The sequence below is a fragment of the Pseudoalteromonas sp. J010 genome, from assembly GCF_003934235.1.
GTDB lineage: Bacteria > Pseudomonadota > Gammaproteobacteria > Enterobacterales > Alteromonadaceae > Pseudoalteromonas > Pseudoalteromonas peptidolytica.
The window spans coordinates 26,614-42,083 of sequence record NZ_RDBW01000034.1; the positions used below are offsets into that span (position 1 = coordinate 26,614).

The 15,470-nt window shown below is 42.9% G+C and carries 13 protein-coding genes; 7 read left to right on the top strand and 6 right to left on the bottom strand.

What is annotated here, in order from left to right; all coding sequences use genetic code 11:
* Positions 1–7 precede the first annotated feature (7 nt).
* The 3 genes from yidD to rpmH all read right to left on the bottom strand — a co-directional run bounded on the left by yidD (position 8) and on the right by rpmH (position 1,056).
* Positions 8–310 (bottom strand): membrane protein insertion efficiency factor YidD, encoded by a 303-nt coding sequence (yidD, locus tag EAG18_RS17555; protein WP_211091617.1) that lies wholly within the window; start codon positions 308–310, stop codon positions 8–10.
* Positions 311–486: 176 nt separating this feature from the next.
* Positions 487–915 carry a ribonuclease P protein component gene (gene rnpA, locus EAG18_RS17560; protein WP_125253662.1) on the bottom strand — a complete coding sequence of 143 codons (429 nt, stop codon included), beginning with the start codon at positions 913–915 and terminating at the stop codon, positions 487–489.
* Positions 916–921: 6 nt separating this feature from the next.
* Positions 922–1,056 carry a 50S ribosomal protein L34 gene (gene rpmH, locus EAG18_RS17565; RefSeq protein WP_010376846.1) on the bottom strand — a complete coding sequence of 45 codons (135 nt, stop codon included), beginning with the start codon at positions 1,054–1,056 and terminating at the stop codon, positions 922–924.
* A gap of 608 nt (positions 1,057–1,664) precedes the next feature.
* Between rpmH and dnaA the strand changes: the two genes are divergently transcribed.
* The 7 genes from dnaA (at position 1,665) to EAG18_RS17600 (ending at position 11,366) form a co-directional block, all read left to right on the top strand.
* On the top strand, positions 1,665–3,065 hold the full coding sequence (dnaA, locus tag EAG18_RS17570) for a chromosomal replication initiator protein DnaA (RefSeq protein WP_125253663.1): 1,401 nt from the start codon (positions 1,665–1,667) through the stop codon (positions 3,063–3,065).
* A gap of 10 nt (positions 3,066–3,075) precedes the next feature.
* Positions 3,076–4,179, top strand: coding sequence for a DNA polymerase III subunit beta (dnaN, locus tag EAG18_RS17575; protein ID WP_125253693.1), 1,104 nt, complete (start codon positions 3,076–3,078; stop codon positions 4,177–4,179).
* Between the two features lie 4 nt (positions 4,180–4,183).
* Positions 4,184–5,272: a DNA replication/repair protein RecF gene (gene recF / locus EAG18_RS17580; RefSeq protein ID WP_125253664.1), complete on the top strand. Its 1,089-nt coding sequence runs from the start codon at positions 4,184–4,186 to the stop codon at positions 5,270–5,272.
* A 12-nt stretch (positions 5,273–5,284) separates the two neighbouring features.
* Positions 5,285–7,702: a DNA topoisomerase (ATP-hydrolyzing) subunit B gene (gyrB, locus tag EAG18_RS17585; protein WP_125253665.1), complete on the top strand. Its 2,418-nt coding sequence runs from the start codon at positions 5,285–5,287 to the stop codon at positions 7,700–7,702.
* A gap of 173 nt (positions 7,703–7,875) precedes the next feature.
* Positions 7,876–8,775, top strand: a complete 900-nt coding sequence (gene glyQ, locus EAG18_RS17590; RefSeq protein WP_125253666.1) for a glycine--tRNA ligase subunit alpha — start codon at positions 7,876–7,878, stop codon at positions 8,773–8,775.
* A gap of 2 nt (positions 8,776–8,777) precedes the next feature.
* Positions 8,778–10,847 carry a glycine--tRNA ligase subunit beta gene (gene glyS / locus EAG18_RS17595; RefSeq protein ID WP_125253667.1) on the top strand — a complete coding sequence of 690 codons (2,070 nt, stop codon included), beginning with the start codon at positions 8,778–8,780 and terminating at the stop codon, positions 10,845–10,847.
* 72 nt (positions 10,848–10,919) lie between these two features.
* Entirely contained in the window at positions 10,920–11,366 is a 447-nt protein-coding gene (locus EAG18_RS17600; RefSeq protein ID WP_125253668.1) for a hypothetical protein, read from the top strand.
* A 28-nt stretch (positions 11,367–11,394) separates the two neighbouring features.
* Here the strand turns inward: EAG18_RS17600 and tusA are convergent, their stop codons facing one another.
* From tusA to fadB, 3 genes are all read right to left on the bottom strand, one after another.
* Positions 11,395–11,634, bottom strand: coding sequence for a sulfurtransferase TusA (gene tusA, locus EAG18_RS17605; protein WP_125253669.1), 240 nt, complete (start codon positions 11,632–11,634; stop codon positions 11,395–11,397).
* A 432-nt stretch (positions 11,635–12,066) separates the two neighbouring features.
* Positions 12,067–13,236 (bottom strand): acetyl-CoA C-acyltransferase FadA, encoded by a 1,170-nt coding sequence (gene fadA / locus EAG18_RS17610; protein ID WP_125253670.1) that lies wholly within the window; start codon positions 13,234–13,236, stop codon positions 12,067–12,069.
* A gap of 1 nt (position 13,237) precedes the next feature.
* Positions 13,238–15,400 (bottom strand): fatty acid oxidation complex subunit alpha FadB, encoded by a 2,163-nt coding sequence (gene fadB, locus EAG18_RS17615; protein ID WP_125253671.1) that lies wholly within the window; start codon positions 15,398–15,400, stop codon positions 13,238–13,240.
* Positions 15,401–15,470 lie beyond the last annotated feature (70 nt).

Genomic DNA, 15,470 nt, shown 5'->3' on the forward strand with positions numbered 1-15,470 from the left:
ACAGCTCTTATTTCTCGTGTTGTTTAACTTTAGTTGACTTCACAGGTACAGGATCATCTCCACCTGCGCTCAAAGGGTGACATTTTAATATGCGTTTAACCGCTAACCAACTCCCTTTTGCAATTCCATGTAAATTAATTGCTTGAATTGCATAGCTCGAACAGGTTGGATTAAATCGACAATGAGGTCCAAGTAGGGGACTAATCCATTGTTGATAACCTCGGATCAGTAAAATAAGGAGATGCTTGGGTAGCGAACTCACTAATTTGAACTGACGCCTGATTTTGCCATGCCCTGAAGTTGAATTCATGGCATTGTAGATATCAATTTCCTCAATTTACTGCTTCAACCCAAGTGGGAAAAAACAGACTATTTTTCCATTGATATAGCTGATTAAAAGGTGAGCTAACCTTACCTTAATTGAGGTAAAATTACTACGTTGGCAAGGGTAAATGCGGCTTAAAAAGAAATGCGAAAAGCGGATTATTACTTTTTCGCGTTCCCTTGAGGTTTTTTTGAACGCTTTTGCTGTCTTGGCTTAAAAGCAGGCTTTGGTGCTCCTGGTTTACAACGTTCATTTATTTTACGCCACATCTTAGTTAGCTGTTTTGTTAGCTCTTCATTAGATTGCTCATCAACACCGGTCTTGACCATCAACACAATATCGATGTTATCCAGTTTATGACGATTTAGACGAAAGCTTTCTCTGGCAAGACGTTTAATGCGATTTCGTTGACATGCTTTTTTACAGCGCTTTTTAGCAACTGTTAAACCGAGTCTGGGATGACCAACATCATTTGGTTTTGCAAGTAGAGTAAAATAAGGTGTAGCAGCGCGAGCTGGCTCTTGAAATATGCGGGAGTAATGCGAGGGAGTTAACAGACGTAACTCCCTGCTAAAGCTAAAGTCTTCCACTAAATATTAAGCAGAAAGTACTTTACGGCCTTTAGCACGACGACGTGCTAATACTTTACGACCGTTCTTAGTCGCCATGCGAGCACGGAAACCGTGAGTACGCTTGCGCTTAAGTACGCTAGGTTGAAAAGTTCTTTTCATAACAATTCCATCCGATCGGTTAAAAGTTAAAACATCCTATGCAGGTCGCGATCCTGGCACAGGTGCCATTGCGAGCGCGAGATATTAAAGCTGAGTACGTCTAAAGTCAATCAAAATCTGCTCTGTGTGGCTAAATATTCCACAGCAAGCGTTTTGTTGCCTTATATATAGAACAAACTGAGCAGCAGTATCGAACACACATAGATGATCCATATAAAGTAGGATCAATACGAAATCGATCTGCATAGATCTGATCCGACGGGCGGCATTATAGCATTTAGTAAGAATAGGAAAAGCTCTGGAAAACTAAATTTGATCTTAATTTTGGGGTGAGATCTGGTGGTTTTTTTGCTATGATCTTACTTGTGGGTAAAAAATAAAAACCTTTTAAAATCATATGTTTGATTTTTTATTTTGATGAGATCTTACTTTTTCAAAAAGTCAATATTGAACTTGTGGATAAGATCACTTCATAATACCCCGCTTCCACCAGTGATTTTGTAATTATAAATAAGTATTTCCGGCGATCATCGTTTAGATCTAACTGTTCAGTTGATCTAAAACGTCTGTTTTTTATTCCCGGGAATCGAAACCTATTGGAGTTCAGAGTGTATCTGTCGGTTTGGCAAAGTTGTTTATATGTTTTGCAGGATGAATTGCCATCTCAGCAATTTAGTATGTGGGTAAGACCGCTACAGGCAGAAAGTACTGATGATACGCTAACTATCTATGCGCCAAATCGTTTTGTATTAGATTGGGTGCGAGAAAAGTATCTCCATCGTATTAATGAGCTACTCATTGAAATTTGTGGTGATGAAGCGCCAGAATTACGCTTTGATGTTGGTAGTAAGCCGGTATTGGCGGCGCAACCAAATACTGCGCAAGAAAGGACACCGACAGTTGGTCATGCTCCAGAGCAGACTACAGCCTCACAAGGCGGACAAACTAGAGTTGCTGAGAAAGTGGAGCCGGCACCTAAATCAGCACATAAGTCCAATATTAAAGAAAACTATACCTTCGATAACTTTGTTGAAGGTAAGTCCAACCAACTTGCCAAGGCTGCTGCAACTCAAGTTGCCGATAATCCAGGATCTGCTTTTAACCCTGTATTTATTTATGGTGGTACAGGCTTGGGTAAAACGCACTTATTGCACGCCGTTGGGAATGGTATTATCGAGCAAAAACCAGATGCAAAAATTGTGTATATGCACTCTGAAAGGTTTGTTCAGGATATGGTTAAAGCATTGCAAARTAATGCGATAGAAGAGTTTAAACGCTACTATCGTAGCGTTGATGCACTCATGATCGACGACATTCAATTTTTTGCAAATAAAGAACGTTCACAAGAAGAGTTCTTCCATACGTTTAATGCTTTGCTTGAAGGTAATCAGCAAATTATTTTAACTTCTGACCGTTACCCCAAAGAAATTGAAGGGGTAGAAGATAGATTAAAATCTCGTTTTGGTTGGGGATTAACAATTGCGATAGAGCCACCAGAACTTGAAACTCGAGTTGCTATTTTGATGAAAAAAGCGCAGCAGAGTAATATCAATTTACCACATGAAGTTGCTTTTTTTATCGCTAAAAAACTTCGCTCAAATGTTCGAGAGCTGGAGGGCGCGTTAAACCGTGTGATCGCGAATGCCAATTTTACAGGTCGACCAATTTCTATCGATTTTGTAAAAGAAGCGCTACGTGACCTATTAGCGCTGCAAGATAAACTAGTCACCATTGATAATATTCAGCGCACAGTTGCAGAGTATTATCGTATTCGTGTTTCTGATTTATTGTCTAAACGTCGCAGCCGTTCAGTTGCAAGACCAAGACAAGTTGCTATGGCGTTGTCTAAAGAACTGACTAACCATAGCTTACCTGAAATTGGTGATGCGTTTGGTGGCCGAGACCATACCACCGTGTTGCACGCGTGCAGAAAAGTAAAAGAGCTTCGTGACGAAAGCCATGAAGTTAAAGAAGATTATCAAAACTTAATTAGAACGCTGTCTTCTTAAGGGTTAAATGATGCAAATAACTATTCCAAGAGAACTATTTTTAAAACCACTCGTGCAGGTTTCTGGCGCCATTGAGCGCAAGCATACACTGCCTATTCTGTCTAATGTATTACTTGAAGTAAAAAGTGGTGCGCTATATATGACAGGAACAGACTTAGAGATAGAGCTAGTTGCGTCAGTGACTTTAGAAAACAGTGTTCCAGATGCTAAGATCACGCTGCCTGCGAAAAAGCTGTTAGACATCTGTAAGAGCTTGCCAGATAACTCTGATTTAGTGTTGAGCGCCCAAGAGCATCAGTTGTTATTAACGAGCGGTCAAAGTCGATTCTCTCTGACTACGCTGGCTGCAGAAGACTTCCCTAATCTTGAAGAATGGGATGGCGAAGTTGAGTTTACAATTACACGCTTAGAGCTTCGAAAGCTCCTTGAAGCAACGCATTTCTCTATGGCTAATCAAGATGTGCGCTATTACCTAAATGGCATGTCCTTCGAAGTCGATAATAATGAAATAAAAACAGTGGCAACAGATGGCCACCGCTTGGCTATTGCGCAACAAACGCTACCAGAATCGTTAAATACACAACGACAGCTAATTATTCCGAGAAAGGGCGTGCAAGAGATAATGCGCTTGTTACCGGCAGATGATAATGCCGTTACTATTCAGTTTGGTGCTAATCATGTGCGTATTATCGATAGTGAGTTCACTTTTACCAGTAAGCTGGTGGACGGACGTTTTCCTGATTATCGTCGAGTTTTACCACGTGGTGGAGACAAGCTAGTTACGGCAAATCGTGATTGGCTACGTAGTGCATTTCAACGTGTTTCTATTTTGTCTAATGAGAAATTCCGTGGAGTTCGATTAAATCTAACCAATGGACATTTGAAGATCAGTGCTAACAACCCAGAGCAAGAGCAAGCGGAAGAGGTTGTAGAGGTAGGCTATCAGGGTGATGATCTAGAGGTTGGCTTCAATGTGTCTTACCTGCTAGATGTATTGAATACTATCAAATCGGAAGATGTCCAATTTACATTATCTGATGCGAATAGCAGTGCGCTCATTGAAGCGGTTGGCGATGAAAATGCAATGTATGTAGTCATGCCAATGCGCCTATAGATATATGAGTTTAACTCACCTCAGCCTCAATACGTTTCGCAATATTGAGGCTATAACACTTTCACCTAGTCATGCCGTTAACATCATTCTTGGTGAAAATGGCAGCGGTAAAACAAGCTTGCTTGAAGCCATCTATTTTCTCTCCAGCGGTAAATCTTTTCGTACTAACTTACAAAAGTTAATGATCAAGCATGAGGCTTCTCATTGCGTTGTACATGCTAAAAAACAACTACATAACTTGTCTATACCTCTTGGTATTAGTAAATACATGAGTGGCGAAACTAAGTTGAGAATCCAAGGGCAAGCAAGTCGGAAAGTTGCTGAACTCGCCCAAGTGCTGCCTGTTCAAGTGATAACTCCTGAAAGTTATGAGTTGTTTTTTGGTGGTCCAAAAGAGCGAAGAAAGTTTCTTGATCTAGGGGTGTTCCACGTGGAACACCAGTTTTATTCTGCTTGGAAGATGTTTAACCAAGTACTCAAACAACGTAATGCACTTCTCAAGACCAAGCCCAGAGATTTTCAGTCCCAATTAAGCTATTGGGATAAAGAATTTGTTCGACTTGCTGAACAAATAAATATACTAAGAGAAGCGTATATAAGTAGGTTTCAGGCGCATTTTTTTGATAAGATAGGGGATATAAGCCCTATCTTTAAAGGCCTTGAAATTCGCTTTCAAGCGGGCTGGAAGGGAGAACTGGCAGARGTACTTGCCAATCAATTAGAGCGTGACATAAAACTTGGCTATACAAGTAAAGGGCCGCACAAGGCGGACTTTAACTTTTATACTCAAGGGCACAGTGTGGAACATATTTTCTCTCGGGGACAGTTAAAGCTGCTGCTGTATGCTTTAAAAGTTATGCAGAATAGTTTGATTGACCAAGAGAGTAATAAGCAATCTGTATTGCTTATTGATGATTTACCTTCGGAGCTCAGTGATGAGACTAAGGGGGCGGTATCGCGTTTACTCGCACAATGCCAGTCTCAACTGTTTATTACTGCAATTACTCCAGAAAGTATTGCCGCCGTTATTGAACCTATGGAACGTGAAATTAAAATGTTCCACGTGGAACATGGCAGCTTAATAACAAAATAATTGGAAGAAACCATGTCGGAAAATTACGATTCGTCGAGTATTAAAGTACTTAAAGGATTGGATGCTGTAAGAAAGCGTCCGGGAATGTATATCGGTGACACAGATGATGGCACTGGTTTGCATCACATGGTGTTTGAGGTCGTTGATAACTCAATTGACGAAGCACTAGCAGGATATTGTGACGATATTTTCGTAACAATTCATACTGATGGCTCCGTGTCTGTTAGAGATAATGGCCGTGGTATCCCAACTTCAATACATGAAGAAGAAGGGGTATCAGCAGCAGAAGTTATCATGACAGTACTACACGCTGGTGGTAAATTTGATGATAACTCATATAAAGTATCGGGCGGTTTGCATGGTGTAGGTGTATCGGTTGTAAATGCACTTTCTGAAAAACTACAATTAACAATTCGCCGCGATGGCAAAGTGCACCAACAAAAATACACCATGGGTGTTCCTGATGCGCCCCTAGGTATTATTGGTGAAGCTGAAACTACAGGTACTGAACTGAGATTTTGGCCAAGTGCTGAGACATTCTCTGACACAAACTTCCACTATGATATTCTTGCAAAACGTCTACGTGAACTCTCATTCTTAAACTCAGGTGTGAGTATCATTCTTAGCGATGAGCGTGAAGAGAACAAGCAAGACCACTTCAAATATGAAGGGGGTATTCAAGCCTTTGTTGAATACCTTAACCGCAAAAAGACACCAGTCCATCAAAGTGTTTTTCACTTTTCGACTGAGCGTGAAGATGGTATCAGTGTTGAAGTGTCGATGCAGTGGAATGATGGTTTCCAAGAAAATATATACTGCTTTACGAACAACATTCCACAACGTGATGGTGGTACTCACTTAGCTGGGTTCCGTGCAGCATTAACACGTACACTAAACACTTATATGGAAAAAGAGGGCTTTAACAAGAAGCATAAAACGAATGCTACTGGTGATGATGCCCGTGAAGGTTTAACAGCTGTAGTTAGTGTTAAAGTTCCTGATCCTAAGTTTTCTTCACAAACCAAAGATAAGCTTGTTTCAAGTGAAGTGAAAGGTGCCGTTGAGCAAATGATGGCGGAAAAGCTCACCGAGTTCTTGCTTGAAAACCCTGGTGATGCAAAAACCGTTGTAAACAAAATCGTTGATGCGGCGCGCGCGCGTGAAGCTGCACGTAAAGCACGTGAAATGACTCGTCGTAAAGGTGTGATGGATTTAGCTGGTCTGCCAGGTAAACTTGCAGACTGCCAAGAACGAGATCCTGCTCTTTCTGAACTATATATAGTGGAGGGTGACTCGGCAGGTGGTTCTGCTAAGCAAGGTCGTAACCGTAAAAACCAAGCTATTCTACCACTCAAAGGTAAAATTCTTAACGTAGAAAAAGCACGTTTTGATAAGATGCTTTCTTCTCAGGAAGTGGCAACACTAATCACTGCGTTAGGTTGTGGTATTGGCCGTGATGAATACAACCCTGAAAAGCTAAGATACCACCGCATTATTATCATGACCGATGCGGACGTGGATGGTTCACACATCCGTACGCTGCTACTGACTTTCTTCTATCGTCAAATGCCAGAGATTATTGAACGCGGTTATGTGTATATTGCTCAGCCGCCACTATATAAAGTGAAGAAAGGTAAGCAGGAGCGTTATATTAAAGATGATAATGCACTAACTGCGTATCTAACGACATTGGCACTTAACGATGCTGCACTATACCCAGCTGAAGGTGCGGAACCAATTTCTGGTAACAAGCTAGAAAACTTAGTACATGATTATCAGAATACGATAGATATCATTGAGCGTTTAAAGCGTAAGTATCCGTCTTCAATTATGAACCGTTTGCTTTACCATCCTGAACTGACCGAAACAGACTTATCTAATGAGTCAACAGTAACAGCATGGACTGAAGGCTTAGTTGCTGATCTTGTGAAAAAAGATGAAGATGCCACTATTTTCAACGCTGAAGTTGCATTTGATGAAGAGCGTAATATGTATTACCCAGTGGTCAATATTCGCCAGCACGGGGTAGATAAAGCGCACACATTAAACTTCGATTTTATTACTTCAAAAGACTATGTCCGTATTGCAAATACAGGACGTCAAATTGGTAACTTAATTTCCGAGGGCGGTTACGTCCAGCGTGGTGAAAAGACTCAGGCAATTGATTACTTTGAAACAGGCCTTGAGTGGCTAATTTCGGAGTCTAAGCGTGGCTTGTATACACAACGCTATAAAGGACTAGGTGAGATGAACCCTGATCAACTTTGGGAAACCACCATGGATCCAGATGCGCGTCGTATGCTACGTGTGACCATTGAGGATGCCATTGCTGCAGACCAATTGTTCGCAACCCTAATGGGTGACCAGGTAGAACCTCGTCGAGAGTTTATCGAAACAAATGCCTTGCGCGTAGTTAACTTAGACGTATAAATACAACCATCTAATAAAAAGGAGGGATTTTCCCTCCTTTTTTTATGCTTTAAAGCTTAAAACCCTAAAGCGCTCGCGGTATACTGAGCATAATTTTCAATCATTGAATCTAGCGTGAGCGCGGAAAGCACAGTGTTCACACACGATAAGTACCAGATAAAAATAAGCCAACTATGCAAAAATACGATATCAAAACCTTCCAAGGTTTGATCCTGGCTTTACAGGATTACTGGGCGCAGCAAGGCTGTGTTGTAGCTCAACCTTTAGATATGGAAGTTGGTGCGGGTACATTCCACCCGATGACCTTCCTAAAGTCCATTGGTCCTGAACCAATGTCGAGCGCGTATGTGCAACCATGTCGTCGTCCGACAGATGGTCGCTATGGTGAAAACCCGAACCGTCTTCAACATTACTACCAATTTCAAGTGGTACTGAAGCCATCACCTGAGAACATTCAAGAATTATACTTAGGCTCGTTAGCTGCACTAGGTATCGATACTCTGACTCATGAAGTTCGTTTTGTCGAAGATAACTGGGAATCGCCAACCTTAGGTGCCTGGGGGCTTGGTTGGGAAGTTTGGTTAAACGGTATGGAAGTGACACAATTTACTTACTTCCAGCAAGTTGGTGGTATTGAATGCTCGCCAGTAACCGGTGAAATTACTTATGGTTTAGAGCGTCTTGCAATGTATATACAAGGCGTGGATAGCATCTATGACTTAGTTTGGACAGATGGGCCAATGGGACGTGTCACTTATGGTGATGTGTTCATGCAAAATGAAATTGAGCAGTCGACATATAACTTTGAACATGCAGATGTAGATGCGCTATTCAAACAGTTTGACCAGTGCGAAAAAGAAAGTGAAAAACTGATTGAAGCAGGGCTACCATTACCAGCGTATGAGCAAGTGATGAAGGCGTCCCATGCTTTTAACTTGTTAGACGCGCGCCATGCTATTTCTGTAACTGAGCGTCAGCGCTATATCTTGAGAGTTCGCGCTTTATCAAAAGCCTGTGCACAGGCGTACTATGATGCACGTGAAGCACTTGGCTTCCCGCTTTGTAAGGATTAATAATGTCGACTGAAAACTTACTTGTAGAAATTGGCACAGAAGAATTACCACCAAAGGCTTTACGTAATCTTGCTGAATCGTTTGCAGAGAATACCAAGCTGGAACTAGCAGCACTGGAACTTGGTCATGAAGGCGTTAGCTGGTACGCATCACCTCGTCGTTTAGGTATTCAAGTTAAGGCACTACAGACACAACAGGCAGACAAGGTTGTTGAAAAGCGTGGCCCTGCAATCCAAGCTGCATTTGACGCAGAGGGTAACGCTACAAAGGCTGCACTAGGCTGGGCGCGTGGTTGTGGTATTGATATAAATGATGCTGAGCGTTTAGAGACTGATAAGGGCACTTGGTTACTACACAAAGCAAAAGTAGAAGGCCAGCAGACTTTAACGTTACTAAGTGATGTGATCAACAAAGCACTAGCTAAGTTACCTATTCCTAAGCCGATGCGTTGGGGTGCGAACAAGACGCAATTTATCCGCCCTGTACATACCGTGGCAGCACTACTTGGTAGTCAACAAGTCCAAGGTGAAGTACTAGGTAAAGCGATTGGCAATGAGCTACAAGGACATCGTTTCCATCACCCAGAGCGTGTACGTGTAACACATGCTGATGACAGCCACCAAGTATTAAAAGACGCTTATGTCATTGCGGATTATGAAGCACGTAAAGCGCTAATTCGTAGTCAGATTGAGACTGAAGCGCAAAAGCTAGGCGCACAAGTGGCGATGGATGAAGATTTACTTGAAGAAGTTACCTCTCTCGTTGAGTGGCCTGTGACTTTAGTTGCATCCTTCGAAGAAGCATTTTTACAAGTGCCTGATGAAGCTCTTATCTACACCATGAAAGATGACCAAAAATACTTTCCACTGTTAGACAAACAAGGCAACTTGATCAACAAGTTCTTATTTGTTTCTAACATTGAAAGTAAAGATCCAAGTGTGGTGATCTCGGGTAACGAGAAGGTGGTTCGCCCACGTCTGGCAGACGCGCAATTCTTCTTTGAAACGGATAAGAAGAAAACGCTAGAAAGTCGTCTTGAGTCACTTGATACAGTATTGTTTCAAAAGCAGCTTGGCACACTTAAAGACAAATCAGAGCGTATCTCTGCATTGGCAGGTTTTATAGCCGAACAACTTGGTGCCGATAAAGCCTTGGCTGAACGTGCTGGCCTACTCAGTAAAACGGATCTAATGACTGAGATGGTGATGGAGTTTACCGACGTTCAAGGTGTAATGGGAATGCACTATGCACGTATTGATGGTGAAGCCGAAGAAGTTGCATTAGCACAAAACGAGCAGTACATGCCGCGTTTTGCTGGAGATAATTTACCATCCAACCCAATCAGTTTTGCCGTGGCGCTCGCTGATAAGTTTGACACTTTAGTGGGTATTTTTGGTATTGGTCAGACGCCAAAAGGGGATAAAGACCCATTTGCACTGCGTCGTGCTGCAATTGGTGCATTGCGGATCATGGTAGAAAAAGCGCTACCTCTCGATATTCAGGATATTGTCGCTAAAGCAATGACCTTATTCGGAGATAAGCTGAGCAATGCAAATGTCGCTGAGGATGTTATTGAGTTTATGCTTGGCCGCTTCCGTGCATGGTACCAAGATGAAGGGATCAGCGTTGATGTTATTCAAGCTGTACTGGCTAGACGCCCAACCAGCCCAGTTGACTTTGACCGTAGAGTAAAAGCGGTAAGCCACTTTAGAACGCTAGCAGAAGCAGAAGCATTAGCTGCTGCCAATAAGCGAGTAAACAACATTTTAGCTAAGAACAATGTTGCCTCTGAAGCTTTAGTAGATACTTCACTATTACAAGAAGAAGCTGAAAAAACATTAGCAGCACAAGTTGCTGCGTTAACTGCTGAGCTTGCACCTGTTTACGCTAAAGGCGATTATCAAACAGCGCTCACACGGTTAGCGAACCTGCGTGAAGCGGTGGACAACTTCTTTGACAACGTAATGGTGATGGCGGACGACGAAGCCATTAAGGCGAATCGCCTAGCATTATTGAGTCAGTTGAGTAAGCTGTTCTTAAACACTGCTGATATTTCGGTGTTACAAAATTAAGTGTGAATACAAAAGCCAGCGGTTGCTGGCTTTTTGTTAGTTCATCATTAGCAAGTAAAAAGGTTGTTCGCTATGATAAAAAAACAAGGGGCACTGGCATTTGTACTGTTGGCACTTACCGCTTGTAGCAGTAACTTACAGTTACCTGCTGAATCGACCTCATCAACGGTAGTTGGCAAGTTAGATAAAACACTATATTTACGTGGCGATTTTACCTTGTGGGATGCAGAACCTCAGTATCGTATGGAAGAGACGCAACCTGGGATTTATATCACCAAAGCCAAATTTATGAGCCCGGGAAAAGTATACGAGTTTAAAATTGCCGACGAACAATGGAGTGAAGGCTATAACTGTGGTTATCAAACTGAAGGGCAGCTGACACTGGGTCAGCCCTTAATTGCTGATTGCAATACGGTATATAATTACTTTAGTTTTAAGCCGAGTAAAAAGGGCTGGTATGAGATCCGTTTGGACTATCGAAACCCTAGAGTACCAAAAGTCGTCATTGTAAAATCTTAAAAAAGCGGCAACCGCCGCTTTTTTACCATTACTGACCTTTTTTAATTACATATTTATATGGCGACTCAGCCACCGCTTTAGCAATTAAGGTGTGATCCATAAATTCGCAGAAACTTGGAATATCTCTTGTTGTTGAGGGATCATCTGCAATCACTAACAAAGTTTCACCTAAGTTCATCCTTCTTACCATGCCTCTTATCATCATCACAGGCTCAGGGCAACGCAAGCCTACAGCATCTAGGGTATGGTCGGTATTATCAAAACTCATTGTGGGTGGCCTTGTTGGTTACGTTATTAGTTAGGAAAACTGCTATTTTAACCGCATGTTGTAAGTAAGCTCAAGTTTGGATAACTCAAGTCTGATACCAATTAGTCTTAATACTTGCTCAATTTGAAGGAGCAAATCTGACGCTAACTGCGTTAAAAATTTCTCATTTAGAACAACTAAATAGCAAAATATTTGCCTTGCCTACATGGATGTAGGTACCTCAGCGATAGCAGGACGCGGTAGCGGTGTTATCGACAAAATTTTCTCGCCTCAAAATAGACCACTTAATTAAGATAATTGGTATTAGCCAACCGAGGTAAGGTAAATACAGGAAACAAAAAAGGCAAAACAGCTGAGCCGTTTTGCCTTGGTCACCAAGTTGAAGTTGTTTGCTGGCACTGTATAAGACAACCCAGCACCAGCTGGTTGGAGTTAGTTATCTACACGCTCGAATACGGTAGCGATGCCTTGGCCTAAACCAATACACATGGTAGCAAGGCCGTATTTTGCGTCTTTCTCTTCCATTAAGTTAATAAGCGTTGTGCTGATACGTGAACCAGAACAGCCCAGCGGGTGACCCAGTGCAATTGCACCACCGTTAAGATTCACTTTCTCATCTACTTTGTCTAATAGACCAAGGTCTTTTAGTACTGGTAGAGACTGTGCTGCGAAGGCTTCATTCAGTTCAGCAACATCAATATCATCGATGGTAATGCCTGCTTGTTTCAATGCTTTTTGCGAAGCAGGTACTGGACCGTATCCCATGATTGAAGGATCGCAACCTGCAACTGCCATCGACTTAACGCGAGCACGAATTGGCAGGCCAAGCTCTCGTGCTTTAGACTCACTCATGACCAACATCGCAGAAGCACCGTCAGACAGCGCTGAAGAGGTACCCGCAGTTACTGTACCAGACGCTGGGTTAAATACCGGACGTAACTGGCCTAAGCCTTCTAGGCTTGTTTCTGGGCGGATAACTTCGTCATGCTCGACAAGTACAGGTGTACCATCAGCATCATGACCTTCCATTGGCAGGATTTCTTTGGCAAAACGTCCTTCAAGGGTTGCTGCATGGGCACGTTGATGTGAGCGTACGGCAAATTCATCTTGCTGCTCACGACTAATACCGTGCATTAGCGCTAAATACTCAGCTGTTAACCCCATCACACCGGCAGCTTGAGCAATCGATGTAGAAAGTCCTGGGTGGAAATCATTCCCATGTGTCATTGGCACGTGACCCATATGCTCAACACCACCGATGAGGTATGTATCGCCAGCCCCAGTCATGATTGCGCGGGCTGCGTCATGAAGCGCTTGCATAGATGAGCCGCACAGTCTATTAACTGTTACCGCAGGCRCAGTGTGTGGAATACCAGCCAATAAAGCTGCATTACGGCCAACGTTAAAACCTTGCTCTAAAGTTTGTTGTACACAGCCCCAGTAAATGTCATCAATAGAGTCTGGTGCCACTTGAGGGTTACGCTCAAGTAAGCCTTTCATCAAATGTGCGCTAAGATCTTCAGCACGCTTATGTTTAAATACACCGCCCTTTGAGCGACCCATTGGGGTGCGAATACAATCTACGATTACCGCGTTTTCCATGTTACTTGCCCTCCACTTGATAGAACACTTTACCTTCATTAGCCCACTGTCTTGTTTGTTCAGAGACTTGGTAAATTTCACCAAGGTGAGCATACTTATCAGCCATAGCAACAAAGTTTGCTAGGCCAATTTGGTCTAGGTAGCGGAATGCACCGCCTCTAAATGGAGGGAAGCCAATACCGTAAATGAGAGCCATGTCAGCTTCTTGTGGTGAAGCAACGATGTTTTCTTGAAGACACAGCAATACTTCGTTGATCATAGGCACCATACAGCGCTCAATAATCGTTTGCTTGTCAAATTCTGTTGGTGCGTCACAAATACTGCTCAGTAGCTCAAGTGCGCTGTCGTCTTTACTCTTCTTCAAGCGACCTTTGCGATCTGGTGCGTATTGGTAGAAGCCTTTTTGATTCTTCTGACCAAAGCGCTCAGCACCTGCTAACACGGCGACAGGATCTTTGTCTTTACGCGCCATACGAGTAGGGAAGCCATCAGCCATCACGCCTGTACAATGATTTGCTGTATCAATACCGACTACGTCTAGTAAGTAAGCAGGACCCATTGGCCAACCGAAGACATTTTCCATGACTTTATCCACTTTTGCGAAGTCAGCACCTTCAACGACAAGTTGACTGAAGCCTGCAAAGTAAGGGAATAGTACCCGGTTAACGAAAAAGCCTGGGCAGTCATTAACAACAATAGGAGACTTACCTAGTTTTAAGGCGTARTCAACAACGGCAGCAATGGTTTCATCCGATGATTGCTCACCACGGATAATCTCTACCAAAGGCATTTTTGGCACAGGGTTAAAGAAGTGCATGCCACAGAAGTTTTCTGGTTTTTCCAGTGCAGTTGCTAATTCATCAATTCGAATGGTTGATGTATTTGATGTGAGAATTGTACCTTCAGGTAGCTGTGATTCAAGACTCGCCAAGACTGATTTTTTGATCTTTGGATTCTCAACAACGGCTTCAACGATAATATCTGAGTCTTGCAGATCTTGGTCGTTAAGTGTTGGTTTGATTTTACCTAAAGTGGCAACCATTTTATCCATCGACATGTGGCCGCGCTGTACTTTCTTACCAAGTAATTTTGCAGCTTCGCCCATACCAAGGTCTAGGGCACCTTGCTGGATGTCTTTCATGACGATTGGTGTGCCTTTGTATGCTGATTGGTAAGCGATACCGCCACCCATAATACCAGCACCTAACACAGCGGCTTGCTTAATCTCTGTGTTGCTTTGCTTTGCTTGTTTCTTGGCTACTGTTTTGATGTATTGATCTGCCAAGAAAATACCAGTTTGCGCTGCGGCTTCTGCGGTCTTAGCAAGCTTGGCAAAGTTTTGGTTTTCAAGTGCCATTGCTTCACTGCGGCCAAGGTTTGCGGCTGCTTTGAGTGTTTGTACAGCCATCATAGGTGCAGGGTAGTGACCTTTAGTTTTGGCCATTACCATGCCTTCAGCCATACCAAAACTCATGCCTTGCTCAACACGGTTCATCTTCAAAGGTTCAAGCTTAACTTGGCGTTTTGCACGCCAATCCAGTTTACCTTCGATAGCTTGTTCTAATGTGCGAATAGCGGCTGCCATTAATTTGTCAGCAGGCACTACACCGTCAACTGCACCGACTTTCAATGCGTCGTTTGCGCGGTTTTCTTTACCCGTGGTGATCCACGTCATCGCATTGTCAGCGCCGATTAAGCGAGGAAGCCTTACGGTACCACCAAAGCCTGGCATGATCCCGAGTTTTACTTCAGGTAAGCCAATCTTGGCACTGTCTGAGGCGATACGATAATCGGTAGCTAATAACCACTCACAGCCACCACCAAGTGCTAAGCCGTTGACAGCTGATAATGTTGGGAAGGGCAAGTCTTCTATCGCATCGAAGACATCGGTTGCATCCTTAATCCAGCCAACCAGTTCTTCTTCTGGACGTTGGAAGGTAGGCAGGAATTCGAAAATATCAGCGCCAACGATAAAATGGTCTTTGTCGCTGCTAAAGATTAGGCCTTGAATATCATCGCGCTTACTCAACTCGATTAGCGCTTCATGGCTTTCTTTAAGTACTTGCTGAGATAATTTATTGACTGAGCCTGGTAGGCAAAATTTAAACTCAGCGATATTGCCTTTGCAAAAATCAACTACAAAGGACTCGCGTTTGATTAACATACATGTTCTCCCGTGCTATACACTGGTACGATGAGTTGTAATTTCAATCAGTGTGGATCCTTTGGCGGCA

Bases quoted from the DNA above. Each gene is read 5' to 3' on its own strand.
- glyQ (WP_125253666.1), top strand. From the start codon at position 7,876: ATGCAAAAATACGATATCAAAACCTTCCAAGGTTTGATCCTGGCTTTA.
- glyS (WP_125253667.1), top strand. From the start codon at position 8,778: ATGTCGACTGAAAACTTACTTGTAGAAATTGGCACAGAAGAATTACCA.
- yidD (WP_211091617.1), bottom strand. From the start codon at position 310: ATGAATTCAACTTCAGGGCATGGCAAAATCAGGCGTCAGTTCAAATTA.
- dnaN (WP_125253693.1), top strand. From the start codon at position 3,076: ATGCAAATAACTATTCCAAGAGAACTATTTTTAAAACCACTCGTGCAG.
- rpmH (WP_010376846.1), bottom strand. From the start codon at position 1,056: ATGAAAAGAACTTTTCAACCTAGCGTACTTAAGCGCAAGCGTACTCAC.
- EAG18_RS17600 (WP_125253668.1), top strand. From the start codon at position 10,920: ATGATAAAAAAACAAGGGGCACTGGCATTTGTACTGTTGGCACTTACC.
- tusA (WP_125253669.1), bottom strand. From the start codon at position 11,634: ATGAGTTTTGATAATACCGACCATACCCTAGATGCTGTAGGCTTGCGT.
- gyrB (WP_125253665.1), top strand. From the start codon at position 5,285: ATGTCGGAAAATTACGATTCGTCGAGTATTAAAGTACTTAAAGGATTG.